At 67.1% G+C, this 23899-nt stretch carries 16 protein-coding genes; 10 read left to right on the top strand and 6 right to left on the bottom strand.

Annotated features, from left to right (window positions below):
- Positions 1-322 precede the first annotated feature (322 nt).
- From QE452_RS05520 to QE452_RS05495, 6 genes are all read left to right on the top strand, one after another.
- The gene (locus QE452_RS05520) at positions 323-2428 is read left to right on the top strand and encodes a TonB-dependent siderophore receptor (protein WP_309660157.1); all 2106 of its coding nucleotides are present in this window, start codon (positions 323-325) and stop codon (positions 2426-2428) included.
- Between the two features lie 135 nt (positions 2429-2563).
- On the top strand, positions 2564-3568 hold the full coding sequence (locus tag QE452_RS05515) for a M48 family metalloprotease (protein ID WP_309660156.1): 1005 nt from the start codon (positions 2564-2566) through the stop codon (positions 3566-3568).
- Between the two features lie 118 nt (positions 3569-3686).
- The gene (locus tag QE452_RS05510; RefSeq protein ID WP_405052739.1) at positions 3687-5105 is read left to right on the top strand and encodes a carboxylesterase/lipase family protein; all 1419 of its coding nucleotides are present in this window, start codon (positions 3687-3689) and stop codon (positions 5103-5105) included.
- A gap of 142 nt (positions 5106-5247) precedes the next feature.
- Positions 5248-7695: an EAL domain-containing protein gene (locus QE452_RS05505; protein ID WP_309660155.1), complete on the top strand. Its 2448-nt coding sequence runs from the start codon at positions 5248-5250 to the stop codon at positions 7693-7695.
- 104 nt (positions 7696-7799) lie between these two features.
- A complete protein-coding gene (locus tag QE452_RS05500; RefSeq protein WP_309660154.1) occupies positions 7800-8906 on the top strand; it encodes a Gfo/Idh/MocA family oxidoreductase in 1107 nt (368 codons plus the stop codon).
- Positions 8903-9370: a cupin domain-containing protein gene (locus QE452_RS05495; RefSeq protein WP_309660153.1), complete on the top strand. Its 468-nt coding sequence runs from the start codon at positions 8903-8905 to the stop codon at positions 9368-9370. The genes QE452_RS05500 and QE452_RS05495 overlap by 4 nt, the downstream gene beginning before the upstream one ends.
- Before the next feature lie 37 nt (positions 9371-9407).
- On the opposite strand, the gene QE452_RS05490 is transcribed toward QE452_RS05495, so the two are convergent.
- Complete coding sequence (locus QE452_RS05490; protein WP_309660152.1) at positions 9408-10424, bottom strand: SMP-30/gluconolactonase/LRE family protein; 1017 nt, start codon at positions 10422-10424, stop codon at positions 9408-9410.
- A gap of 8 nt (positions 10425-10432) precedes the next feature.
- Complete coding sequence (locus QE452_RS05485; RefSeq protein WP_309660151.1) at positions 10433-13432, bottom strand: glycosyl hydrolase family 28-related protein; 3000 nt, start codon at positions 13430-13432, stop codon at positions 10433-10435.
- Positions 13433-13659: 227 nt separating this feature from the next.
- Here QE452_RS05485 and QE452_RS05480 point away from each other — a divergent pair, with 227 nt between their 5' ends.
- Positions 13660-16698 carry a TonB-dependent receptor domain-containing protein gene (locus tag QE452_RS05480; protein ID WP_309660150.1) on the top strand — a complete coding sequence of 1013 codons (3039 nt, stop codon included), beginning with the start codon at positions 13660-13662 and terminating at the stop codon, positions 16696-16698.
- Between the two features lie 86 nt (positions 16699-16784).
- On the opposite strand, the gene QE452_RS05475 is transcribed toward QE452_RS05480, so the two are convergent.
- A complete protein-coding gene (locus QE452_RS05475) occupies positions 16785-17027 on the bottom strand; it encodes a helix-turn-helix transcriptional regulator (protein ID WP_125993834.1) in 243 nt (80 codons plus the stop codon).
- Positions 17028-17317: 290 nt separating this feature from the next.
- On the opposite strand from QE452_RS05475, the gene QE452_RS05470 reads away from it, so the two are divergent.
- Together QE452_RS05470 and QE452_RS05465 are read left to right on the top strand one after the other, a co-directional pair.
- Positions 17318-18664: a gluconate:H+ symporter gene (locus tag QE452_RS05470; RefSeq protein ID WP_309660274.1), complete on the top strand. Its 1347-nt coding sequence runs from the start codon at positions 17318-17320 to the stop codon at positions 18662-18664.
- On the top strand, positions 18654-19370 hold the full coding sequence (locus QE452_RS05465) for a FadR/GntR family transcriptional regulator (protein ID WP_405052737.1): 717 nt from the start codon (positions 18654-18656) through the stop codon (positions 19368-19370). The genes QE452_RS05470 and QE452_RS05465 overlap by 11 nt, the downstream gene beginning before the upstream one ends.
- A gap of 14 nt (positions 19371-19384) precedes the next feature.
- Here the strand turns inward: QE452_RS05465 and QE452_RS05460 are convergent, their stop codons facing one another.
- Positions 19385-19924, bottom strand: a complete 540-nt coding sequence (locus QE452_RS05460; RefSeq protein WP_309660149.1) for a gluconokinase — start codon at positions 19922-19924, stop codon at positions 19385-19387.
- Positions 19925-20124: 200 nt separating this feature from the next.
- Between QE452_RS05460 and QE452_RS05455 the strand changes: the two genes are divergently transcribed.
- The gene (locus QE452_RS05455; protein WP_309660148.1) at positions 20125-23211 is read left to right on the top strand and encodes a glycosyl hydrolase family 28-related protein; all 3087 of its coding nucleotides are present in this window, start codon (positions 20125-20127) and stop codon (positions 23209-23211) included.
- A gap of 18 nt (positions 23212-23229) precedes the next feature.
- On the opposite strand, the gene QE452_RS05450 is transcribed toward QE452_RS05455, so the two are convergent.
- Positions 23230-23436, bottom strand: a complete 207-nt coding sequence (locus tag QE452_RS05450) for a hypothetical protein (protein ID WP_125993835.1) — start codon at positions 23434-23436, stop codon at positions 23230-23232.
- 107 nt (positions 23437-23543) lie between these two features.
- Complete coding sequence (locus QE452_RS05445; protein ID WP_309660147.1) at positions 23544-23813, bottom strand: DUF6894 family protein; 270 nt, start codon at positions 23811-23813, stop codon at positions 23544-23546.
- Positions 23814-23899 lie beyond the last annotated feature (86 nt).

The following is a 23899-nucleotide window of genomic DNA, read 5'->3' as shown; positions in this document are numbered from 1 at the left end:
TTTTCAATTGCTTAATAGAAATAGCTATTAACATGAAAGTGACATGTCATTTAGAATTCAAGCAGATAATCAAAAATACTGGTTATATAGCTGTAATTTAAGGTTATATTGCCGCAGGCCTTGGCGGCCGCACATGGTCTATGCGATGCGCCAAAGCGGCGCGCATCAACTTCGGAGGAGGACTTCGGGCCGCCTCACTCACCGGCACGCAGAGGAACGATGGGCGACCATGCAATCGCGCCAATGCATAGCACGCTAACGATAACCAGTTGCATTAGCTGGATCTCCCTTCTACGACGCTCGCGAAAGGGAGTTGTTGATAATGAACCTTATTCTTGCGCTGCTGGCCTCAGCCGCCGCGACCGGCCCGGCTGTGGCCGACGAGCCGCAGCGCGCGAATACGACCGGCAATGACGAGATCGTCGTCACCGGCGCGCAGACGGCGGGCAGTGACGACTATACAATCGATGGCCAGACCACCGCGACGCGTCTGCCGCTCAGCCTGCGCGAGACGCCGCAATCAGTCAGCGTCGTCACGCGGGCGCAGATCCAGGACTTCCAGCTTAACGACGTCAATGCGCTACTCGCCTCGGTACCGGGCGTGACCGTGCAATTCTCCGACACCGACCGCGTCTATTATTCGGCGCGGGGCTTCGACATCCAGACCTTCCAGATCGACGGCATCGGCGTGCCCTTCGCCTTCGGCATCCAGACCGGTTCGATCGACACCGCCATCTACGACCATATCGAGGTGCTGCGCGGCGCGCCGGGGCTTTTGTCCTCCACCGGCAATCCGGCGGCGGTGGTCAACTTCATCCGCAAGCGCCCGACCCGCGACCTGCAAGCCTCGGCCAGCGCGCAATATGGTTCCTATGACGCCCTGCGGCTGGAAAGCGACGTCAGCGTCCCGCTGACCCAGAACGGCAGCATCCGGGCCCGCGCGGTCGGCGTCTATTCGGATGCCGACAGCTATCTGGCGCGCAACCATCTGCGCCGCTGGACCGGCTATGGCATCGTCGAGGCGGATTTGGGTCCGGACACGGTGATCAGCGCCGGTTACGGCCATCAGGATCACAAGAGCCGGGGCGCGCTCTGGGGCGCCTTGCCGCTGCTCTACACCGACGGCAGCCGTATCGCCTATCGCCGGTCGGACAGCACCGCGCCCGACTGGTCGAGCTGGGGCGTGATCGACCGCCAGATCTTCGGCGACCTGACGCACAAGCTGGGCCATGGTTGGATCGCCCGCTTGAGCGCGATCCGCCGCGCGACCGACGAGGACAACCAGCTCTTCTACGTCTATGGCAATCCGGACCGGACCACGGGTCAGGGCCTGCTCAACTATCCGGGTGCGTTCCGCGCGCCGACCCGCAACCTCACGCTGGAGGGCTATGTCACCGGCCCGGTCACGCTGTTCGGACGACAGCATGACGTGATGCTCGGCCTCAATCGCAGCGCGCAGAGCTATCGGCAATATTCCAGCTATGGCGCGATCAACCAGCCAGTCAGCCTGCCCGACCTGCTCGCCGGTCGTGCCGCCCGACCCGCCTTCCCCAGCACCTATGACCTGAGCCTGGACCGGCATACCCGGCGCGAGACCGCCTATGGCCTGGTGCGGCTGAGCCTCGCCGATCCGCTCAAGCTGATGGTCGGCGGCAATCTGACCCATGCGACCAGCGCGGGCACATCCTATGGAACGGCGGTCAATTTCGACAACACCCGCTTCCTGCCCTTTGTCGGCGCGACGCTGGACGTAACGTCGAGCCTCAGCCTCTATGCCAGCTATGCGACCATCTTCAATCCGCAGACCGAGGTCGACCGGCTGAACCGGGTCTTGTCGCCGATCCGCGGCGACAATCTGGAGGCGGGCGTCAAGGGCGCGTGGTTCGGTGGCCGGCTGAACGCCAGCGCGGCCCTGTTCCAGACGCAGCAGAAGAATACCGCCGCCTATGCCGGCTTCGCCGCCGGTCGCAGCTTCTACACCGGGCAGGATGCCAAGTCGCAGGGCGTGGAACTGGATGTGGGCGGACAGCTCGCGCCGGGCCTGCAGGTGACGGGCGGCTATACGCTGATGCGCGTCGACGGACAGGACGGCCGCCCGGTCCGCACCTTCGTGCCACGCAACACCGGTCGGCTGAACGTCAGCTATTCGCCCCCGGCCTTCGACCGGATCAAGCTGGGCGCGGCGCTGCAATATCAGAGCCGCCTCTATTATGACGCCACCACCGCCACCGGCGTCGCCGCGCGCATTACCCAGGGCGACTATGCGCTGCTCGACCTGCTCGCCAGCTATCGCCTGACCGATCGGGTTGCGGTCAGCGCCAATCTGCGCAACGTCACCAACAGCCGGTATCTGACCGGCCTGACCTATGACCAGGCCTTTTACGGCGCGCCGCGCACCGTGCTGGGCACCGTCACCTTCCGCTATTGAGCACTGCGTCAGCCGACGTTCTGCGGGGATCGGGCGGCTGGCGTCGGTGCCGCTCCGGCCCTAGAAACCGGGCCGGCAGGGGAACCGGGACCGGATCGGCGCTTTTTTCCCTTGGTACCAAGACGGGGGATGAGAATGCGATACTGGATCACGGGCATGATGGCGACGACGGCGGTGCTGGCGATGCCGGTCGAGGCGCAGCAACCCCGCGCCCGCACCGCGACCGCCATCTCCGCCGGTGATCGCCAGCAGGGTGCCACCGCCAATCCGCAGCTGATCAAGGAATTCGGCGGCGCCTATACCGGGCCGCAAGCCGCCTATGTCGAGCGGGTCGGTCGGCGGGTCGCCGTCGAGTCCGGCCTGTCCAATGCCGGCAGCGATTTCACCGTGACGACGCTGGATTCACCGATCGAGAACGCCTTCGCCATTCCCGGCGGCTATATCTACATCACCCGGCAGTTGCTCGGCCTGATGAACTCGGAGGCGGAACTGGCCTCGGTGCTGGGGCATGAGGTCGGGCATGTTGCCGCGCGTCATGCCGCCGGCCGCAACACCCGCTCGACGATCGGCGCATTGCTGGCGGCGGGCGCGGGGATCGCCACGGGCAGCGACATCGCCAGCCGCGTCGTCGGCACCGGCGCGCAACTCTATACGCTGCGCTATGGCCGCAACCAGGAATATGAGGCGGACGCACTGGGCGTGCGCTACATGACCGCCGCCGGCTATGACCCCTATGCCGCCGCCGACATATTGAGCGCGCTCGATGCGTCCTCCGGCCTGTCGGCGCAAGCCGCCGGGACCGCCAGCCGCTCGGTGCCGACCTGGGCCTCGACCCATCCCAATGGCGAGGATCGCGTACGCCGCGCGGTCCAGCTCGCCGCCGCGACCGGAAAGCCGGAAACCGCACCCGCGCAGGACACGCGCTTCCTGCGGATGCTCGATGGCCTGCCCTATGGCAAGGATAGCGACCGTCAGGTGATCCGGGTCGTCACGGTCGGCCCACGGGACAGCGTCACCTCGCTGTCGGCGCGCATGGCGGTCCCGCAGCTGAAGCGCGAGCGCTTCTTGACGCTCAACGGCCTGTCGGCCGAGCAACCGCTGAAGCCCGGCACGCTGGTGAAGCTGGTGGTCGCGCGCTGACCGGCCGGACGCATCGTCCCCGGCCTTCTACGACCATTATCCCGCCCGCCAGTGCTGGTCCCGCCGGAATAGGTCGGGTAGGATGACGTAAATAGATATTATCCGGGGAGGATTTTCGATGCGTACCGCCTTTGCCCTGGCCGCGCTTGCCATGACCACCGCACTCCCCGTTCTGGCGCAGGAGGCCACGCCGCCCCGGGTCCGCATCGACACCGGTACGCTGCGCGGCGGCAGCGCAGCCGGGGTGGTGTCGTTCAAGGGCATTCCCTTCGCCGCGCCGCCGGTCGGGCCGCTGCGCTGGCGCGCGCCACAGCCGGCGGCAGCCTGGTCGGGGGAGCGCGACGCCACCCGCTACGGCCATGACTGCATGCAGCTCCCCTTCCCCAGCGACGCCGCGCCGCTCGGCACGCCGCCAGCGGAGGACTGCCTCTACGCCAATGTCTGGAAGCCGGCCGGCGCCAAGGCCAAGCTGCCGGTGATGGTCTGGATCTATGGCGGCGGTTTCGTCAATGGCGGGTCGTCACCGCCGACCTATTCGGGGGCGGACCTCGCCCGACAAGGCATCATGGTGGTCAGCTTCAATTACCGCCTGGGCCGGTTCGGCACCTTTGCCCATCCGGCATTGACGCGCGCCAAGGCCGATGGCCCCTATCTGGGCAATTACGGCTATCTGGACCAGATCGCCGCGCTACGCTGGGTCCGGCGCAACATCGCTGCCTTTGGTGGCGATCCGGACAATGTGACGATCATCGGCGAGAGCGCTGGCGGCATGTCGGTCCACAACCTGCTCACCTCGCCACTGCTGATGAAGGAGCCCAAGGGTGCGGCCCTGTTCCACAAGGCAGTGATCCAGTCGGGCGGCCCCGGCACCACCCCCGGCCCCAGCCTGGCGGAAGCCGAGGCGATCGGCGTCGCCTTCGCGACGGCCAAGGGGATCGCCGCCGACGATCCGCAGGCGCTGGCGAAGCTGCGCGCGCTGCCGGCGGAGGCGGTGGTCGACGGCCTCAACCTGGCCGCCATGGCCCCGCCACCGGGCCAGCCCCGCACCTATAGCGGTCCGATCGTCGACGGGCTGATCACCATCGTTCCCAGCACCGCCTATGCCAGTGGCCGCTTCCGGCAGGTGCCCATCATGCTCGGCGCGACTAGCGCCGATATCGGCGGACCGAACGGCTATATGATCGCAGGCGCGCGCAGCACGGCGGCGCAACTGGCGGCGCGGGGCGTGCCGACCTATTATTACCGCTTCTCCTATGTCGCGTCGTCGGCACGCACGCCGGAGACTCAGGGCGCCGGGCACGCCACCGACATCCCCTTCTTCTTCGATACCGCCGCGATCAAATATGGTGCGGCGACCAGCGCGACGGACCGGGCGGCGGGCAGGACGGCGAGCGCCTATCTGGTCCAGTTCGTCCGCACCGGAAACCCGGCGAGCCCCGCCCTGCCCGCCTGGCCGGCCTATGGCGCCACACAGCCGCAGATGCTGGACCTCGACGCGCAGGGCGGCGCGCATCTGGTCCGGGACACCGCCCCATAACGGGAATGAAGCCGGTAACATCCTTGCGTCCAATTGAACCATTTTGACTATCTTGTTCACCTAACTCCCTATAACACTTGCGGTTTGAGGAAAAAGCCGGGGCGGGGGCACCGGCGGTCCGAGGGCGCTGATGCGATTGGGGATGAAGCTCGGCTGGCTTGTGCTGCTCTGGCTGACGGCCGTGCCTCTCTCGGCGCAAGGACAATCGATCGATCTTCGCCCCGGTCTGTGCGGCACGATCCTGGTCGATGCGGCCGCCCCCATGACGGTACGCCGAGCGACCTATCGGTGCGGCACAGCCAAGCCGTCCGCTGCCGCGCAAGGTTGGCTCTGGCTGCGCCTCGACGCCACCCGATTGCAGGGACTCCAGCCCGGCTGGCGCGTCGCCTTCGACCAGACCCGCTTCCGCAAGGTCGCGCTTCTGGTGGATACGGTCGAGGGATCGCGTCGGACCGTGCTGGATCATCAGGCGCTGGACGGCCATTGGGCGCCGGGCGGTCGCTTGTTCTTCACGATCAACCAGCCCGGCGCGGCGGTGCGCGGCCTGTATCTCGGCTTTGCAGGGATCGACGATCTGTCGCTGATCCGCCGGCTCGACGCGCAACCGGCAGACGGGCCGGGCTCCACCGACGCGCCCTGGCTGTGGATCATGGGCCTGTTCACCGGCACCGTGCTCTCGGCGCTCTGCTATAATCTGGTGATCGGTCCCGTCCGGCAGCGGGTGCAGCGGCACTGGACCTATCGTCGCTGGTACGTGCTCTGGGCCAGCCTGTCGCTGATCTATGGCCTGATCTGGTCGAACGTCGCCGGCTTCCTGGTGCCCGGCCTGGTCGGGCCGATGGCGGTACGGGTCGACTATGTCCTGGTCGGACTGCTGATCGCGGTCGGCAATGGCTTTTTCTTCGCTCTGGTCGACGAAGAGCAACTGCCCGCCTGGATGCCGCGCGGGGGGCGGCTGCTGGGATATGCCGGCATCGTGGCGGGCCTGGTCGCCTCGATCGGCGCCCCCGTCCCGCCGGTCCTGAGCGACCGGGCGCTGAACGTCCTGGCAGGGATCGCCACCTTATGGGTCGGTTTGGCCGGCATGGTCGCGCTATGGCGGGGCAGCCGGGCGGCGCGTTTCTACCTGCTCGGCTGGGGGCCGGTGATCGTGATGCTGCTTGCCCGGCTCGGTCGCAATCTGGGATTGGTGCCGAGCAGCGATTCGATCGACATGGCCACCTTTTCCGCCTTCGCCTTCGAGGCGCTGGTCCTGTCGCTCGCCATTGCCGATCGGTTCGAGCGGTTGCGCACCGAACGCGATCAGGCGCGTACCGCCCGCGATGTCGAACGGGCGGAGGCGCGCGCCATCCATCTGTCGGCGCAGACCGATTTCCTGACCGGGCTGGGCAATCGCCAGCGGTTCCAGCACGATGTCACCAGCCTGATCGACAGCGGCCATGGCTTCACCCTGTATCTGGTGGATATGGACTATCTGAAGCAGGTGAACGATCGGCTGGGCCATGCTGGCGGCGACGCATTGCTGCGCCAGGTCGGCCGGATGCTGGCCGATGTGGCGGAGGAGCAGGGCGGCTTTGCGGCACGGATCGGCGGCGACGAGTTCGCGCTGCTGCTGCGGGACGACATGATGACCGGTCCCGCGCTCGACCAGGTGCAGGGCGCCACCTGGCACTTCGCCGAGGAACGCGGCGTCATCTCGCTCAGCATCGGCTCGGCGCGCTTTCCGGAGGATGCGGACGCGCCCGACCTGCTCTACCAGAATGCCGATCTCGCGCTGTACAAGGCCAAGCGCCTGGGGCGCGGTCGGCATCAATCCTACCATCCGCTGCTGCGCGTCGACCGTCGCGCCCAGGCGGCGCTGGCGAACGATGCGGAAGCGGCATTGCAGCACGGCGAGTTCCGCCTGTTCCTGCAACCAATCGTCGACCTCGCCTCCCGCCGGGTCGAGGGGCATGAAGCGCTGCTGCGCTGGCAGCATCCGATCTATGGCCTGATGGCGCCGAGCCAGTTCGAAACGGTCCTGACCAGCAGCACGGTCGCGCCGCGCATCCAGGCCTGGGTGCTGGAAAGCGCGCTGGCGCATCTGCGCGATGCGAATGGCGGCATCGGCCGGCTGGGCGTCAACTTCACGTCGCTGCAACTCGCCGAACCCGGCGCGGCGCGGCGGGTGCTCGACCGGCTGGCGCATCATGGCGTGGCACCCAGCCTGCTCTGCGTCGAGGTGACCGAGAGCGTGATGCTGGATCGCGGCGCGGAGGCGGTGGTCCAGACGCTGCACGAACTGAGCGCGGCCGGCATCAAGCTGGCGCTCGACGATTTCGGCACCGGCTTCGCCTCGCTGATCCATCTGCGTCGCCTGCCGATCGATACGATCAAGATCGACCGATCCTTTACCGCCGGCGTGGTGGAGGACGATCAGGGCGCCGCCGCGATCATCCATGCGATCGTCAGCCTGGGCGACGACCTGGGCAAGGCGGTGGTGGCGGAGGGGGTCGAGACCGAGGCGCAGGCGGTGGCCCTGCGCGCGCTGGGATGCCGGCTGGGTCAGGGTTATCTCTACGGGATGCCCCGCGCCGCCGCCGCTGCCTGATCCCGCTGCGCGTCTACGACCAAACAAAGGATTGCAGCCGAAATGTTCGCTTGAAGCGGTTGTTTTTGGGGACCATTCTCCGACCGAACGGAGACTATGCCCCCATGGAAATCGCCCGCCGCGACCTGATCCTGTCCGCCGCCGCGCTGTCACTGACCTCGACCGGCTGGGCGGCCGGGCGCGGTGACCGGCCGCTCGGCTATGCCATTGTCGGCCTGGGCACCTACGGCTTGAACGTCATCATCCCGCAATTCGCCAATTGCGCGCACAGCCGCCTCGCCGCCGTGGTCAGCGGCGATCCGGCCAAGGCGCAACGGGTCGCGGCGGAGCATAAGCTGCCGGCGCGCTCCATCTATTCCTATGAGACGTTCGACAGCATCCGCAACAATCCGGACGTGGACATCGTCTATGTCTGCCTGCCCAATTCGATGCACGCGGAATATACGATCCGCGCGGCGAAGGCCGGCAAGCATGTGATGTGCGAGAAGCCGATGGCGATCTCCGTCGCCGAATGCGAGGCGATGATCGCCGCGTGCAAACAGGCCAATCGCAAGCTGATGATCGGCTATCGCTGCCATTTCGAGCCGTTCAACCTGGAGGCGATGCGGCTGGCCAAAACGGGTGCGGCGGGCAAGCTCCGCTATGTTCGAACCGAACACGGCTTCGTCCAGCGCTCGCCCGAGGCGTGGCGTCTGAAACGGGCGCTGGCGGGCGGCGGATCGCTGATGGACATGGGCGTCTACAGCCTCCAGGCGGCGCGCTACATGACCAACGAGGAGCCGATCGCCGTCACCGCGCGCGAGTCCACCGATCGCCGCGATCCCCGCTTCACAGAGGTGGAGGACATGATCGAATGGACGCTGGAATTCCCGTCGGGCGTGATCGCCGGCTGCCAGTCCATGTACAGCGCCAACCAGAACCACATCCTGCTGATGGGCGATACCGGCCGGATCGAGCTGGAGCCCGCCACCCGCTATGACGGCAACAGGATGTGGACCGGCAAGGACGGCCGCGAGCAGGAGATCACGCCACCCCCCGGCCCCGCCAAGACGCAGTTTGCGGGGCAGCTCGACCATCTGGTGCAGTGCATCCGCTCCGGGCAAGAGCCGATCGTCTCGGGCGAGGAGGGTCTGCGCGACATGCGGATAGTGGAGGCCATCTATCGCTCCGCACGCGAGGGCCGCACGATCCGGCTGGACGGCCGGGCATGAGGCTGTTGCTGCTCGCACTGCTGCTCGCCGCCCCGGTGGCGGCGCAGGCCGCCGACCCGACCGGCTTCGCCACCAGCGCCGAGGTGAAGGCGCAGGTGGAGGCGATGGACAAGGCGATGGAGCCCGGTCAGGGTTTCGCCTGGCAGCCGCTGGTCCGCGACGGTGATCGCTCGGCGGCGATCGAAATCTGGAAGAAGCCGGGCAAGCCGGCCGTCCATCCCGATCAGGCCGAATATGCGATCGTCCTTTCGGGGGCCGGCACGCTGATCTCCGGCGGTACGCTGGACGTGTCCCGCGTCGTCAAGCCCGACCTGACCGAGGGCGACCGGATCGTCGGCGGCACGACGCGGCGACTGGCACCCGGCGACGTGATCCTGGTGCCGGCCGGCGTGCCGCACTGGTTCGGCATCACCGGCGACCGGCTGGTGCTGCTCGGCACGAAATGGCCGTCTGCTGCGAAATAGGCTGACCGTCTCCCCCATCGGGGAGATCGGATCGGGACTATCCCTGCCACCCCGCCCGGAGCGGCACGCGTAGCACGCGGTCGTTGGCGGTCAGGAACAGCGCCCGCCCGCCTTCGCCAAAGGCGGCATTGGCGATCGGCGCGCCGGTCGCGATCAGGCCGAGCGGCTCGGCCTCGGGCGTCAGCAGCATCATGCCCCCCGGCACCGAGCAGACCAGCGTGCCGTCGCGCGCGACCTTCATGCCATCGGGCAGGCCGGGCGCGCCGCCCGTCTGCATCGGCTTCGCGTCCAGCCAGACCCGCCCCGCGCCGGGACGACCGGCGGCGTCGAGATCATAGCGCATGATCCGTGGCGCGGTGTCGTCCGACACGGAGACATAGAGTTGCCGCTCGTCCGGTGAGAGGGCGATGCCGTTGGGCCGGGTCAGCGTGCCGTCGATCAGGTCGATCGTCCCGTCCGGCGACTGGCGATAGACGCCGTTCACCGCCGTCTCCCGCAAGGGCGAATGGTCGGCATCCGCCAGTCCATAGGGCGGATCGGTGAAATAGATCGCGCCGTCCTTGGCGACATGCAGGTCGTTGGGGCTGTTGAAGCGCTTGCCCTGATAGCGGTCGATCAGGGTCTCCCGCCGCTGGGTCTTCAGGTCGAGCCGGTCGATCGACCGGCCGCCGCTATTGGCGATCAGCAGCCGCCCCTGATGGTCGAGCGCCAAGCCGTTCGCCCCCGGCTCGCGCACCAGTTTCGGATCGGTGTCGCCCGCCCCCGAGGGCGAGAGGAAGGGCGCGACGCGTCCCGCCTTGCGGTCCCAGCGCCGCACCAGATTGGCGGGTGGATCGCTGAACAACAGGTAATCGCCGCCCGGCACCCAGACCGGCCCCTCCGCCCAGCGGATGCCGCGCGCGATCACGTCGATGCGCGCGTCCGGCGCGATCATCCGGTCGAGCTTGGGCGACAGGCGGCGAAGCGTGGCGACGGGCTCCGCCGCCGCGCCCACCCAACCAGCCGTGCCGGCCAGCGCCAGTCCACCGGCCAGCAGGCGGCGGCGATCGATCATGGCTGCGCTCACAGACCGACCGAATAGAGCGCGTGGTGACTGAGAATGAACAAGGTCCGCCGATCCTCTCCGCCGATCACCAGTTGCAGCGGCCGCTCGGGCACGTCGATCCGCCGGGTGAGCGTACCGTCGGGAGCATAGACGAACACCTGGCCGTTCGCGACATAGAGATTGCCGGCCTCGTCGCGCGCCACGCTCTCGCCGCCGCGATCCGCCACGACCTTCAGGTCGCTCAGCGTCCCCTGCGGTCCGACCACGCCGCTATAGGTCAAGTTCTCCGACCCGTTGGTCAGCACCACCCGGCCGTCCGCGCCCGGCCCGACCAGGCCATAGCTGTCGAGCGTGTCCGACCAGCGCCAGCCGCGATGATCGTCCGGCCCCTGGTTCCACACGCGGAACGCGGGCAGCACCAGCGATCCGTCCGGCGAGACGTAATCCTGCGGCCGCGCCTCGCCCATCTTGCTGGTGAAGAAGTGCGAGATGGGCGGAAATTCATAGGTCTTAGGATCGATACGATCGGCGAACTCGCCATTGGCCCAGACATTGACCGGCATCAGCGTACGCGCGTTCCGCCGCGCCACGCTCGGGGTCGGCGCGATCGGACGAACGTCGTTGGGAGCCTTGGGATCGATGCTGTAGACGCTGCCGTCGCGCCCGGCGGACGACTGGACCATCAGCCGGCCCGAACGGTCGACCGCCAGATTGACCGCATCGAGCGGCGCGTCGGCGACGATCGACAGCCCCTCCGCCTTCGACCAGCCATGGATGCGCTGGAACTCGCGGTCGATGAAATAGAGCTTGCCCCGGGCATCGGTCGCGCCGCCCGCGATCGAGTAGAAGCCGTCCGCCAGCTTCGTCACCCCCGCCGTTACCGGCACCGCCGATGCGGTGGCGGCGGTCGCGGGTGCGGCCGGCACGTCGAGCTTCGCGAATTCGCGCTCGCGCACCTCCTGCTGGCGCGTCATGTCCTTGATCGCATTCTCGAACGGGAATTTGCTAGCGCGGGTATAGGTGCCGCAGCCCTTGGCGTCGCAACTGGCGAAACCGCTCTCCGCGTTCACATGCACGTTGCGGAAGCGGATATCGCCCGAATTGTAGAGCTTCACCGCCGCGTCCATCGGCTTGATCGTGCGGGTGACGCGATAGCCATGATAGTTGGCGAACAGGATGTTGCGCGAGTTGCGCATCTCGGTCGAGATGGCGTTGACGCCGTCGCGGACCTCCTGCTCGGTCTGCGGGGCCAGAAACTCCCAATTCTCGACATGGTCGAGCACGATCTCCGCCCGGTAATGATGCTCGGCCGACAATTCATAGACATGGCCGGGCGTCTTGGTGTCCGACACATAGAAGCCGGCGGAGGCGAGCGTGTTGGGCGACCAGAGCGCGGCGAAGGTGCCGCCGCCGCCGTCCGTCACCCAGATGCTGGGATGCTGCCCGTCGAAGCGCGCGCGCGGATCGCCGAAGCCGATCGGGCTGCCCTTGGTCAGCACGGTGCCGCCGCCGCCCTGGATCTTTACGTCGTTGACCATCGACGCCTCGCCCGCCTTCCACAGCAGCGCGGTCGCGCGCGGGTTCACGCCGCCGGTCCACAGGCCCAGGCCATGGACGATGGCATTGCCGCCCTTGGCGCTTTGCAGCAGCGCCTTGGGACCGCCGACGCCGCTATAGGCCGGCGTCTCGTCGGGCAGGTAGAGATGCGTCAGGCTGGGGTGGAGCGCGATCAGCACGCTGTCCGGCCGCAGCCGCAGCGTGTCGGTGACGCGGTAGCGCCCGATCGGCAGATAGACGACACGGTGCGTGTCGATCGCGCGTTGCAGCGCGGCGGTATCGTCGGTCGCGTCGTCGCCCTTCACGCCCAGGTCATGCGCATTGGCCCATTGCGACACCGGCGGCAGCGCGCGGATCGCGGCCGTCCGCCGCGCCGGCACGCGCGCGATCGGCGCCATCGTCACGTCGGTCGCGAACTCGCCGATCGTGCCGAGGCCGGGCAGCTTCAACCCATAGGAGAAGTCGCTGACCCGGTAGCGCGGCCCCTGCCCCGCCACCGTCCGACCGCTGTCGCGGAAGCGCGCGAAGACCGGCATATTGACCGCGATCGCATTGTCGAAGCCGATTTGCGTGAAGGCGCTCTTCTCCTCCGAGACGACGACGCCCGCCTTGGAGACATTCTCGAACCGGACATTCTTGCCCCAAAGCGAGTCCGAATAGCCGCGATCGATCTCGATCCCGACCGGCGTGTCGCGGATCGCGACATTGACCAGGGTCAGGTCGACCTCATGCTCGCGGATCGCGGCGTCGCGCTGGCCCTGGAACTCGCTGTCGATCAGCGTGAATTGCCAGGCGGGCGAGGTCTTCTCGGTGATGATGCCGTAGCGGCCACCATAGAAGCGCAGATCCTCGAACTCGTTGCCCGCCTGATAGACGCCGGCCAGCCCCGATCCGATATGGAAGTCGGCATGGCGGACATAGCCGTGCTGCGCGACGCGGAACCGCACCGCGACCGCCCCGGCATTCCCATCGCCGATCCGGAAATCGACATTGGCCAGCGCCGAATAGAAGGTGCTGGACGTGGCGTCGAAGACGGTGGGGTCGAAGGGCACGCTGGTCGGCGGCGGCACGGCGGGCTTGCCGCTGCGATACTGGTCCTCGCCGGAGAAGCTCAGCATCGCCGCGACGCCCGAGCCGAAACCCTCGCTATTGTCGGCTAGGATGATTTCCGGCCGGGTCTTGCCCACGCCGAAGACGCGCACGGCGGTGCGGATGAAGATGGTGCGGCTGATCCGGTAGCGGCCGGAGGGCAGGAAGACGATGCCGCCATGCCCCCCCGCCGCCGCCGCGTCGATCGCCTGCTGGATGGCGGCGCTGTCGTCCGCCTTGCCGTCGCCGACGCCGCGCACGGTCACCGCGCGCGGCTCAGCCGGGGCGGTGGCATAGACGGAGGTCGAGGCCGCCTGGGCGGGCGAGGTTGCGAGGATCATCGCCGAACCGAGCAGCCACATCGCCTTCATCACCCGTCTCCCGTTGTTTTTACACGGTTTTCTCTAGACGTCGGGGTTTCGGCGTTCATGCGCGACCAAAGTCGTAGCTGGGCGATCCGATCGGACGAACGCATCCCAGTCGTGTTGCACAAATACAACATAGATGTAGCATATAAACTCAGATTTATTGATCCAGTTGAATATGACGGTTTGGCAACGTTACGATCCCCGTCGATCTGAGAACAGGGGACACAATCATGCGATCTCGCTACCTCTTTGGCACCGCCTTGCTCGCAACCAGCGTCACACTCGCCACGCCTGCGGCAGCGCAGGACGCGGCGTCCGCGACGTCCACAGCGCCGTCGGTCGACGCGCAGGCGACAACGACGACGCCAGAGGCCAGTGACGAGATCGTCGTCACCGCCTCACGCATCGCGCAGTCGCCGATCGCGGCACAGCCGACCCAGGCGATCACGGCGGAGACCATCGCAAAGCGTGGCTATACCAATCTGGGCATGGCGCTCCTCGAACTGCCGGTCTTCAGCGTGCCCGGCAACAGCCCGGTCGGCGGCCAGGGCTTCGGCAGCGCAGGCCAGACCTTCGTCAACATGTACAATCTGAGTGCGCAGCGGACGCTGACCCTGGTCAACGGCAACCGCTTCGTATCGAGCGCCAGTTCTTCGTTGTTCGGTCCGGTCGCGGGAAGCCCGGTCGACTTCGCGTCACTGCCGACCAACCTGGTCGATCGCGTCGAGACGGTGTCGGTCGGCGGCGCGCCGATCTACGGCTCGGATGCGATCGCGGGTACGGTCAACGTCATCCTCAAGCGCAACTACCAGGGTCTGTCCTTCGCCGGACAGTCCGGTGTCTCCGAGCGCGGCCGCGGCGCCACCTATAATGTGTCGGGCCTGGTCGGTCAGAACTTTGACGAAGAGCGCGGCAACATCACGCTCAGCATGCAATATGACAAGCAGAACGGCATCCCGACGTCCGAGATCTTCTATCAAAGCGGCGATGCGCCGTTCTTCACGCGTGCGCAACGTGGCAAGCCGTTCCAGCAGCAGCTTTATTATGGTGGTCAGCGCTACGCCGTGTTCACCAACACCGGCATGCCGATGGTGAATGACGGGGTACCGATCCTGTCCGGTCGGCGGTCCTCCGCGATCACCGATGCACAGGGTCGCGCACTCTTCTTCGGGGCGAACGGGTCGCTGACGCCCTTCAACAATGGCGAAATCACCGGACAGAGCCTGATCCAGGCCGGTGGTGACGGCTTCCGCATCCGCGACTTCGGCAACTTCCAGGTCGACAGCAGCCGCTTCTCGGGAACGGCGCTGTTCCACTACGATTTCAGTGACAGCCTGCGCTTCTCGGGCGAGGCTTGGTACGGCCGCAGCATCGCGACCAATCTTCGCGGTCAACCCTTCTACAACACCGCCCTGTTCGGCAACGCGGGAGAGACCAACGGCAATCTGGTCATCAGCACGGCCAACCCGTTCCTGAGTGCGGCGGACCGGGCGACGATCATCAGCAATCTCGCCGCCAATGGCCAGCCGACCGATAAATTCTATCTGGCGCGTGCCAACACCGACCTGGCAACCGGCAGGTTCCGGACCGCCACCGATCTCTATCGCGTCGTCGGCGGGTTGGACGGCGACCTGCATTTCGGCGATCGCACGCTGACCTGGGAAGTGAAGGGTATCTACGGCCGTTCGAACACCAAGACCACCGCGCGTGAACTGGTGACAAAAAACTTCTTCAACGCCATCAATGCCGTGCGGGATGCCAGTGGAAATATCACCTGCGCTCCCGGTGCCACCAATGCGACGATCCCGACGATCAGCGCAACCTGTGCGCCGCTCAACATCTTCGGTGTCCACCAGGCCAGCCAGGCGGCGATGAATTACATCACCGCCATCGCTACCCCCACGCAACAGAACATCCAGGGCGACGTGATCGCCGACATCAAGGGCGACCTGATCAAGCTGCCCGCCGGCTTCGCCAAGTTCGTCCTCGGCTATGAGCATCGCTACGAGTCCACCAATTTCCGGCCTGGCACCTTCTATTATGGCGAGCCCAACGGGGATGGAACCCGGACCCAATATGGCAATCCCATTCCGATCGATCCGGTCGCCGGTTCCTATCACACCAACGAGTTCTTCACCGAACTGAACGTGCCGCTGGTGTCGGGCGACATGCACGTCCCACTGATCCACAGCCTGGAACTCCAAGGCGCGGCCCGTTATGTCAGGAACAGCATGACCGGTGGCTTCTGGGCTTATACCGGCGGCGGCAAATATGCGCCGTTCAAGGGCCTGACGCTGCGCGGGAACTACACACGGTCGCTGCGCGCGCCCGCCATCACCGAATTGTTCGCACCGATCGGGCAGGTCTTCTCCGCCGCTAACGATCCATGCGACAGCCGGTACATCAAAGGCGGACCGAACCCGAGCAAACGCGCCGCCAATTGCGCGGCGGCCGGATTACCCGCCAACTTCACGTCCAACGTGGTCGACTACACGGCTGCCGGACGTTCGGGTGGCAATCCCAACCTGCAGAACGAAATCGGTAATAGCTGGACGGCGGGCGGCGTCTTCGAGCCGAAGTTCATCCCCGGCCTGCGCCTGTCAGGAGACTATGTCCATATCGACGTAAAGAACGAAGTCGCCTCGCTCGAACTCGTCGATGTGATGAACGCCTGCTACGATTCCGCCAATTATCCGAACAGCCCGTTCTGCGGCAGCTTCACCCGCGATGCGAACGGCCAGGTGACGTCGTTCACCACCGGAAACTACAATATCGGCATCGAACGTTTCCGGGGCATTCAGGGCGGTTTCGCCTACACCCTTCCCTTCACGCGACTGGGGGCGAGTGAGGCGGCCGGCACCTTGTCGGTCGGCGTCAATTACCTGCACACGATCGAGCATTATTACCGGGTGGGCAGCGGCGACATCCAGTACAAGGTAGGCACGACGCAGGAGCCGAAGGATAATTTCACCGCGAACGTCAATTACGACAATGGCGGCTTCAACCTGATGTGGCAGTCCATCTACAATGGCCCGACCCGCATCAATGTCAACGTACCGGACAGCAATTACGAGTATCCGCGCATCGGCGCCTATTGGATGTTCAACACGTCAGCCGGCTACGATCTGAGCGATCGATTCAACATCCGGTTGATCGTCAACAACGTGCTCGACAAGAAGGTGCCTTTCCCCTTCTCGGTCAGCGCCAATCGCTATTATGACGCTTTCCTGGGCCGCAGCTTCCGCGTGAGCGTCGGCTTCAAGCTCTGACCGCAAAAAGACGGCCTCGGACAGGTTCGGGGCCGTCTCCACCATCATGGTCGGGACGGCGCGCTTCGGCGCGCCGTTTTTTTATGTCAGAGGCTCAGCGCCTGTGCGGCGATGGCGACCTGGGTCCGGTTGCGGACGTTGAGCTTGCGCATCAGCGCGGTCATGTGCGCCTTCACCGTCGCCTCGGCGATGCCGAGGTCGAAGGCGATCTGCTTGTTGAGCAGGCCCGAATGGACGCCGCGCATGACCTTCATCTGGGTGGGGGTCAGCTGCGCCAGCGGCGACTCGATCGCGTCTGGCTGGCGGCTGGTGTGGACGGTCGCTTCCATCGTCATCCTCCTCTGGCGGCCCTTCGGCCGGGGCTCGCCGGCCACCTGACGGGCCGGTCGAAATATCATGATCCCACCGGCGCTGGGCGCGATCCGGTTGGACAGATTTTATCTATGATCCCCGTCACCCCTTGCAATCAAGGCTTTTTTCTTGCCGATCCGCAAAAATCTGTCCTACAGCTAGTCCCCGGGACAGGCGAATGCGCCGCCCATGAAGCAAGGGAGGATGCGATGCGGCCAGCACGGACCGGACAGATGCCAAGGCCGGAGACGCGGGCGTGAGCGGTGCATTGACCGGCGGCGACGTCCGGCTGATCGGCGCGGCGCTGGCGGGCATTTTGCTGGCCGTGCTGATGATCGTGCGCGGTCGGCTGCATCCCTTTATCGGCCTTCTCTGCGGTGCGTTCACGGTCGGCCTGCTCGCCGGCCTGCCGCTGCCCGACATCGCCAAGGCGGTGCAGAAGGGCGTCGGCGACATCATCGGCGGCACCGGCCTGGTCGTGGCGCTTGGCCTGTCGCTGGGGGCGATGCTGCATCTGTCGGGCGCGGCCGCCGCTTTGGCGCGCGCGGCGCTGGGATTGACCGGCGTGCGCGCGGCGCCCTGGGCGACGCTCGGCATCGCGATCGTCATCGGCCTGCCGCTGTTCTTCGAGACGGGCCTCGTCCTGCTGCTGCCGATCGTGGTCGCGGCCGCCGAGGCGATGGCGGGGCCGGACGATGCCGACCGCGACTCCGCGCGACTGCGCCTGATCATGCCGGCACTGGCCGGCCTGGGCGTGGTCCATGCCCTGGTGCCGCCGCATCCGGGGCCGCTGCTGGCGGTCGAAGCGCTGGGGGCCAATCTCGGGCGCACCATGCTCTATGGCATCGTCATCGCCATCCCGACCGCGATCCTCGCCGGGCCGCTGTTGGCCAAGGTGACGACGCGCGGCGTCCGCCTCGCCCCGCCGGTGCTGGGCGACCACCAGCTAGCCATCGCCACCCCCGCCCTGCCGCTGGCGCTGCTAATCGTGCTGTTGCCGGTGTTGCTGATCGCGACCGGCGAGCTGGGCCAGCTGCTGCCCGGCCTGTCGGGCAGCACGGCGCTGGTCGCGGCGAGCAATCCGGTCGTGGCGCTGCTCGTCACCAACCTGCTCGCCTTGCCCCTGCTGTTCGGCCGGCGGCTGCGCGAGGCGGCGATCCAGGATGCGGTGTGGCAGGAGACGATGGGCGCGGCGGGCGCGATCCTGCTGGCGATCGGCGCGGGCGGCGCGCTGAAGCAGGTGCTGGTCAGCGCCGGCCTGTCCGACCTGCTGGCCCGTGTCGTGCTGATGTATGCCATCTCGCCCTTGCTGCTCGGCTGGCTGGTCGCGGTCGGCATCCGACTGGCGGCCGGGTCGGCGACGGTGGCGACGATCACCGCGGTCGGCGTGATGCCGGGCGTGGTCGCCAGTTCGGGCGTCTCGCCGGAACTGGTCGTGCTGGCGATCGGCGCGGGCTCGGTCTTCTTCAGCCATGTCAACGATCCGGGCTTCTGGCTGGTCAAAAGCTATGTCGGCACCAGCACGGCGGACACGTTCCGCACCTGGTCCCTGCTGGAGACGACCATCTCCGTCGTCGGGCTCGTGCTGGTCGTGGCGCTCAGCTATGTCGTTTGAACGACCCGATTTCGGACAGGGGGCGCGGGTGAGCGAGGGGCGACTGGCGGACCGGGCCTATACGGCGATCGTCCGCATCATCACCGAGGAAGACCTGGCGATCGGCGACCGCCTGCCCTCCGAAAGCCGGCTGGCCGAGACGTTCGGCATGTCGCGCACCATCGTCCGCGAGGCGCTGGCGCGGTTGGCGTCCGACGGGATCACCGAGGCGCGGCGCGGCGCCGGCTCCTATGTGAAGCGCCGCCCCTCCGCCCGGCTCGGCAGCCATATGCCGATGGATGCGCTGGCGGCGACGCTCGGCACTTATGAAGTGCGCTTCGTGCTGGAGGCGGAGGCGGCGCGGCTGGCGGCGCAGCGGCGTTCGCCCGAGCAGATGGAGGCGATCGAGGCGGCGCTGGCGGCGCTGCGCACCGCCTTGCTGTCCAACGCCCCCGCGCATGACGAGGACTGGCTGCTGCACCGTACGATCTTCGAGGCGACGGCCAATGCCGCCTTCGTGCCCGTCTTCGACCATTTGCAGGACGCGGTGATGCGCATCCTGCGCGCCGGCGTCGAGATTTCGCGCGCGCGGGCGCCGGAGGTGATCGGCGCGATGATGGAGGAGCATGACGCGATCGTCGACGCGATCCGCGCACAGGATGCGGACGGCGCGGCGCTGGCGATGCGCTGGCATCTGTCGCAAGGGCGCAAGCGGCTGATGCCGTGATGCGCCGTTTCCGGTCAGGCCGACACGCCCTCCACCCAGTCGAGCACCGCGACGCTGAGATCGTCCGGCGCGCGGGATGCATCGAGCGTGATCGCGCGCTCGTCGGGGCCCGGCCGTTCCAGGGTCGCGATCTGGCTGGCGAGCAGGCTGGACGGCATATAATGGCCCGCCCGGCTTTCCATCCGTCGTTCGATCTCCGCCGCGCCCGTGTCGAGCAGGACGAAATGGAGCGGCATTGCCGCCGCCGTCTCCAGCCGTTCGCGATAGACGCGCTTGAGCGCCGAACAGGCGGCGACCGCGACGCCGCCGGTGCGGGCCGCGTCGCCGATCGCGGCCCCCAGCCGATCGAGCCATGGCCAGCGATCCGCGTCGGTCAGTGCGTGGCCGGCCTGCATCTTCGCGACGTTCTCGGCCGAATGGTAGGAGTCGCCCTCCAGCACCGGGCAGCCGAGCCGCTCGCCGAGCCGGGCCGACAGCGTCGACTTGCCGCTGCCGCTGACGCCCATGACCACGATGGCGCAGGGCTGGCTCGCTGGTGTCTCGCCTGGCATCATCGCGCGTCCTTCATCCCTTCACGGCCCGCAAGGCCGCATCACCGACCGATGACGGGCCGATGCGGACTTGACCATTACGACCTTTGTCGCAGTCGTCGGGTCGGCGGCCCGACCCTATCGACGGGGTTCAACACCCTGGGCAGGCGATTGGCCCCGGCGCGCATATGACGCGCGGCACAGCCCCTGACGGAGAGAGCGCGATGACCATCCGACCAGCCATGACCCGCCTGACCGGCCGGGCGGCGGCCCTGCTGCTCGCCGGGACCACCCTGACCCCGGCCGCATGGCTGCCCGCCGCGCACGCCGCCCCGAGGCGGGGTGGCGGCATTTCCGCCTATCTCACCGCCCCCGCCGACCCGCGCGCGGTGACCGTGACGGCTCCGAAGGATGGCGTCGCCGACGCGACCGCCGCCATCCAGCGGGCGATCGACTCGGTCGCGGCGAAGGGCGGCGGCGGCCTCGTCTTCCTGCCGAGCGGTCACTATCGCCTGTCACGGACGCTCTACATATGGCCGGGGGTGCGGCTGTTCGGTGTCGGGCGGACGCGGCCGGTCTTCGTGCTTGCCCCCAACACGCCGGGGTTCCAGCGCGGGGTCGGGAGCATGATCTTCTTCACCGGCAACCGCCGCGCCGCGCCCGGCGAACCCGCCGCCCCGCCCGTGCCCGTGCCGCCGCCGACCAGCGTGCCGTTCGATCCGGGCATCGCCGATGCCAATTCGGGCACCTTCTATTCCGCGATGAGCAATGTCGATTTCCGCATCGGCGACGGCAATCCGGCGGCGACCGCCGTGCGCTTCCACGCGGCGCAGCACGCCTATCTCAGCCATATCGACTTTAACCTGGGCAGCGCTCTCGCCGGCATCTACCAGGTCGGCAATCTGGGCATGGACCTGCGCTTCCATGGCGGACGCTATGGCATCCTGACCGAAAAGCCCTCGCCCGCCTGGCCGTACACGCTGCTCGACTCCAGCTTCGATGGACAGCGCGACGCCGCGATCCGCGAGCATGAGGCGGGGCTGACGCTGGTCAACACCGTGTTCCGCAACGTGCCGATCGGTGTGGAGATCGATCGCGGCTATGGCGACTGGCTGTGGGGATCGAACGTCCGGTTCGAAAATGTCTCGCAGGCCGGCGTCGTCATCAGCAACGAGGGCAACGCCTATACGCAAGTCGGGTTCGAGAATGCGGTGGCCAGCAACACGCCGGTCTTCGCCCGCTTCCGCGACAGCGGCAAGACGGTGCCCGGATCGGGCGGACGCTATCAGGTGCGGGCGTTCACCTATGGCCTGACGCTGCCCGGCCTCGGCACGATGGGCCGGTTCGAGACACGGATAGATGCCGCTCCGGTCACGCGCCTGCCCGGACAGCGTGCCGATGCGATCCGCGCGATGCCGGCCGTGGCGAGCTGGACCAATGTCCGGGACCTGGGCGTGCGCGGCGACAACGCGACCGACGATACCGCCGCGCTGCAGCGCGCGATCGACACGCACCGCGTGCTCTATTTCCCCGCCGGCTTCTACCGCGTCACCGACACGCTGAAGCTGCGGCGCGACAGCGTGCTGATCGGCCTCCACCCCAGCCTGACCCAGATCGTGCTGGCGGAGGACAGCCCGGCGTTCCGGGGCATCGGCAGTCCGCGCGGCCTGATCGAAAGCGCGCGCGGCGGCGATGCGATCGTATCCGGCCTCGGTCTGGATAGCGGCGGGCGCAACCCGCGCGCCACCGCGCTGCTCTGGCGCGCGGGCGCGGCGTCGCTGGTCGACGACGTCAAGTTCCAGGGCGGCCATGGCACCTTCCTCGCCGATGGCAGCCGCACCGATCCCTATAATGCCGACCATAGCGGCGATCCCGATCCGACCAAGCGCTGGGACGGGCAGTTCGCCAGCCTGTGGGTGACGGATGGCGGCGGCGGCACGTTCAACGGGCTGTGGACGCCCAACACCTTCGCCTCGGCCGGTCTCTACGTGTCCGATACCGACACGCCGGGCCATGTTTATCAGATGTCGGCCGAGCATCACCGCCGCGCCGAGATCGTGCTCGACCGGGTCCGCCACTGGCGCTTCCTGGCGCCCCAGACCGAGGAGGAGGCGGGCGAGAGCCGCGACGCCGTGTCGCTGGAGGTGCGCAACTCGCAGGACATATTGTTCGCCAATTACCATGGCTACCGGGTCACCCGTTCGATCCAGCCCGCCCCCAGCGCGGTGGCGCTCTACGGGTCGAACGACCTCCGCTTCCGCAACGTGCATGTGAACGGCGAAAGCGGTTTTGCGACCTGTGACGCCAATGGCTGCGGCACCTATCTGCGCGCGAGCAAATATCCCTATGCTAATGCGATCACCGACGTGACGCGCGGCGCGGCGGTGCGCGAACGCGAATTCGCGGTGCTCGACGTGACCGACGCCCCCCTGCCCCCGCCCGGCGCGACACTGGCACCGGTCACGAAGCTGGCCGACGGCTTCTATTCGCTCGGTGGCGGCGCGGTCGACGGCAAGGGCCAGCTCTATTTCGTCGATCGCTACTTCCAGCGCATCCATGGCTGGACCGCGGCCAAGGGCCTGTCGATCGTCGCCGACGCGCCGCTCGATCCGGTCAACCTGGTGGCGGACCGGTCGGGCAAGCTGATGGTCCTCTCCTCGGCCGGTCCGGCGGCGACGGTCTACAGCCTCGACCCCGCGCATCCGCAGGACGTGCGCGTCATCGCGCCGACCGCCGGCACCGACCGCGCCGGCGCGACGCTCGCCCTGCCGGGAAGCTTCTGGAACAATGGCGAATTCCGCGATCAATATGATCCCGCCACCGACCATTTCACCACGCTGGCCGAGATGTTCGCGCGTGACGCGGCGACCCCCAAGCCCGATCATTATGTCTCGGCCGACGGCAGCGTGGCGCTCCCGGCCTTCCGCGTGTGGCAGCAGGGGCCGGCCAACCATATCGGCTGGCGCTTCTCCGACACGCTCGACACCTATGGCTTCGTCACCGGCACGGTGGGCGAGCGGGTCTATGTCGCCAACGGCTCGGAGGATCGCACCTATAGCGCGCTGCTCGGCCCCGGCGGCGCCCTGACCGACCTCCGCCCCTTCGCGCCGCGCGGCGGCGAGAGCGTCGCCAAGGGACCGGACGGCCGCGTCTATGTCGCGAACGGACAGGTGTTCGTCTATGGTGCGGATGGGCAGGAGGCGGGGCGGATCGACGTGCCCGGTCGGCCGCTGCAACTGCTGTTCGGGGGAGAGGACGGGCGCACGCTGTTCATCCTCACCCATCACGCGCTCTACAGCGCTCGGCCCTGAGGCCGATCGGCGCGGTGGTCAGATCGTGATCGGGAAATCCGATCGCCGCGCCAGCATCGTCATATTGCCGAAGGGGATCATCTCGGCGCTGTCGACATATTGGATGTAGAGCCGATGGCGCTCACGCTCGTCCCAGGCCAGGGCCCGGCCGACCATCTCGCTCAGGCGTCCACGGTCGACCCGCTTGCTCCGCGTTGCATCGTCCGAATGCCGAAGGAGAAGCATCGTCTCCGCCCTCCAATTGACCGCGCTCACCGTTCGTCTCCGCTTCTGTGCGCTGCCAATCCGTACGGCCACCGGCCGTTCCATTAATTTCCCTTGTTTAAAACGATTTAACCTAATCCGGGCTCATTCGCGGTCAGATCGGTCCGAAACGGCGACGATCGGGGAATGACGGTCGCCACGATGATATGGGCCAGGGACTGACCGACGCTGTTCTCGATATCGAGCTGCCAATGGCCCTCATCGACAAAGCCCGGATGGTCGGACAGGTAGCGTCCCAGATGCCGCACCGCCTCGTTGCGCGCCTCGCCGAGATCGACACACTCGATGCTCTTCGTGGCCTGCGGGCTGTTCCGGAGCTTGAGAATGAAACGAGCCATGCACCTGCCGCATGACGACCGCCATGCGCTCCTTGGATTGTCCGGGAGGGCGAGCATAGCATCTTCCGCCCATCGGTCCCTGATGT

Origin of the sequence: Sphingomonas sp. SORGH_AS_0438, from assembly GCF_031453475.1 — a bacterium.
In the GTDB taxonomy this organism is placed as follows: domain Bacteria; phylum Pseudomonadota; class Alphaproteobacteria; order Sphingomonadales; family Sphingomonadaceae; genus Sphingomonas.
The sequence above is the reverse complement of the archived record's forward strand: the minus strand, read 5'-3'. Positions and strand labels throughout refer to the sequence as shown.

Coding starts and splice junctions, on each gene's coding strand:
- QE452_RS05520 (WP_309660157.1), top strand. CDS start 323: ATGAACCTTATTCTTGCGCTGCTGGCCTCAGCCGCCGCGACCGGCCCG.
- QE452_RS05515 (WP_309660156.1), top strand. CDS start 2,564: ATGCGATACTGGATCACGGGCATGATGGCGACGACGGCGGTGCTGGCG.
- QE452_RS05510 (WP_405052739.1), top strand. CDS start 3,687: ATGCGTACCGCCTTTGCCCTGGCCGCGCTTGCCATGACCACCGCACTC.
- QE452_RS05505 (WP_309660155.1), top strand. CDS start 5,248: ATGAAGCTCGGCTGGCTTGTGCTGCTCTGGCTGACGGCCGTGCCTCTC.
- QE452_RS05500 (WP_309660154.1), top strand. CDS start 7,800: ATGGAAATCGCCCGCCGCGACCTGATCCTGTCCGCCGCCGCGCTGTCA.
- QE452_RS05495 (WP_309660153.1), top strand. CDS start 8,903: ATGAGGCTGTTGCTGCTCGCACTGCTGCTCGCCGCCCCGGTGGCGGCG.
- QE452_RS05490 (WP_309660152.1), bottom strand. CDS start 10,424: ATGATCGATCGCCGCCGCCTGCTGGCCGGTGGACTGGCGCTGGCCGGC.
- QE452_RS05485 (WP_309660151.1), bottom strand. CDS start 13,432: ATGAAGGCGATGTGGCTGCTCGGTTCGGCGATGATCCTCGCAACCTCG.
- QE452_RS05480 (WP_309660150.1), top strand. CDS start 13,660: ATGCGATCTCGCTACCTCTTTGGCACCGCCTTGCTCGCAACCAGCGTC.
- QE452_RS05475 (WP_125993834.1), bottom strand. CDS start 17,027: ATGGAAGCGACCGTCCACACCAGCCGCCAGCCAGACGCGATCGAGTCG.
- QE452_RS05465 (WP_405052737.1), top strand. CDS start 18,654: ATGTCGTTTGAACGACCCGATTTCGGACAGGGGGCGCGGGTGAGCGAG.
- QE452_RS05460 (WP_309660149.1), bottom strand. CDS start 19,924: ATGATGCCAGGCGAGACACCAGCGAGCCAGCCCTGCGCCATCGTGGTC.
- QE452_RS05455 (WP_309660148.1), top strand. CDS start 20,125: ATGACCATCCGACCAGCCATGACCCGCCTGACCGGCCGGGCGGCGGCC.
- QE452_RS05450 (WP_125993835.1), bottom strand. CDS start 23,436: ATGCTTCTCCTTCGGCATTCGGACGATGCAACGCGGAGCAAGCGGGTC.
- QE452_RS05445 (WP_309660147.1), bottom strand. CDS start 23,813: ATGGCTCGTTTCATTCTCAAGCTCCGGAACAGCCCGCAGGCCACGAAG.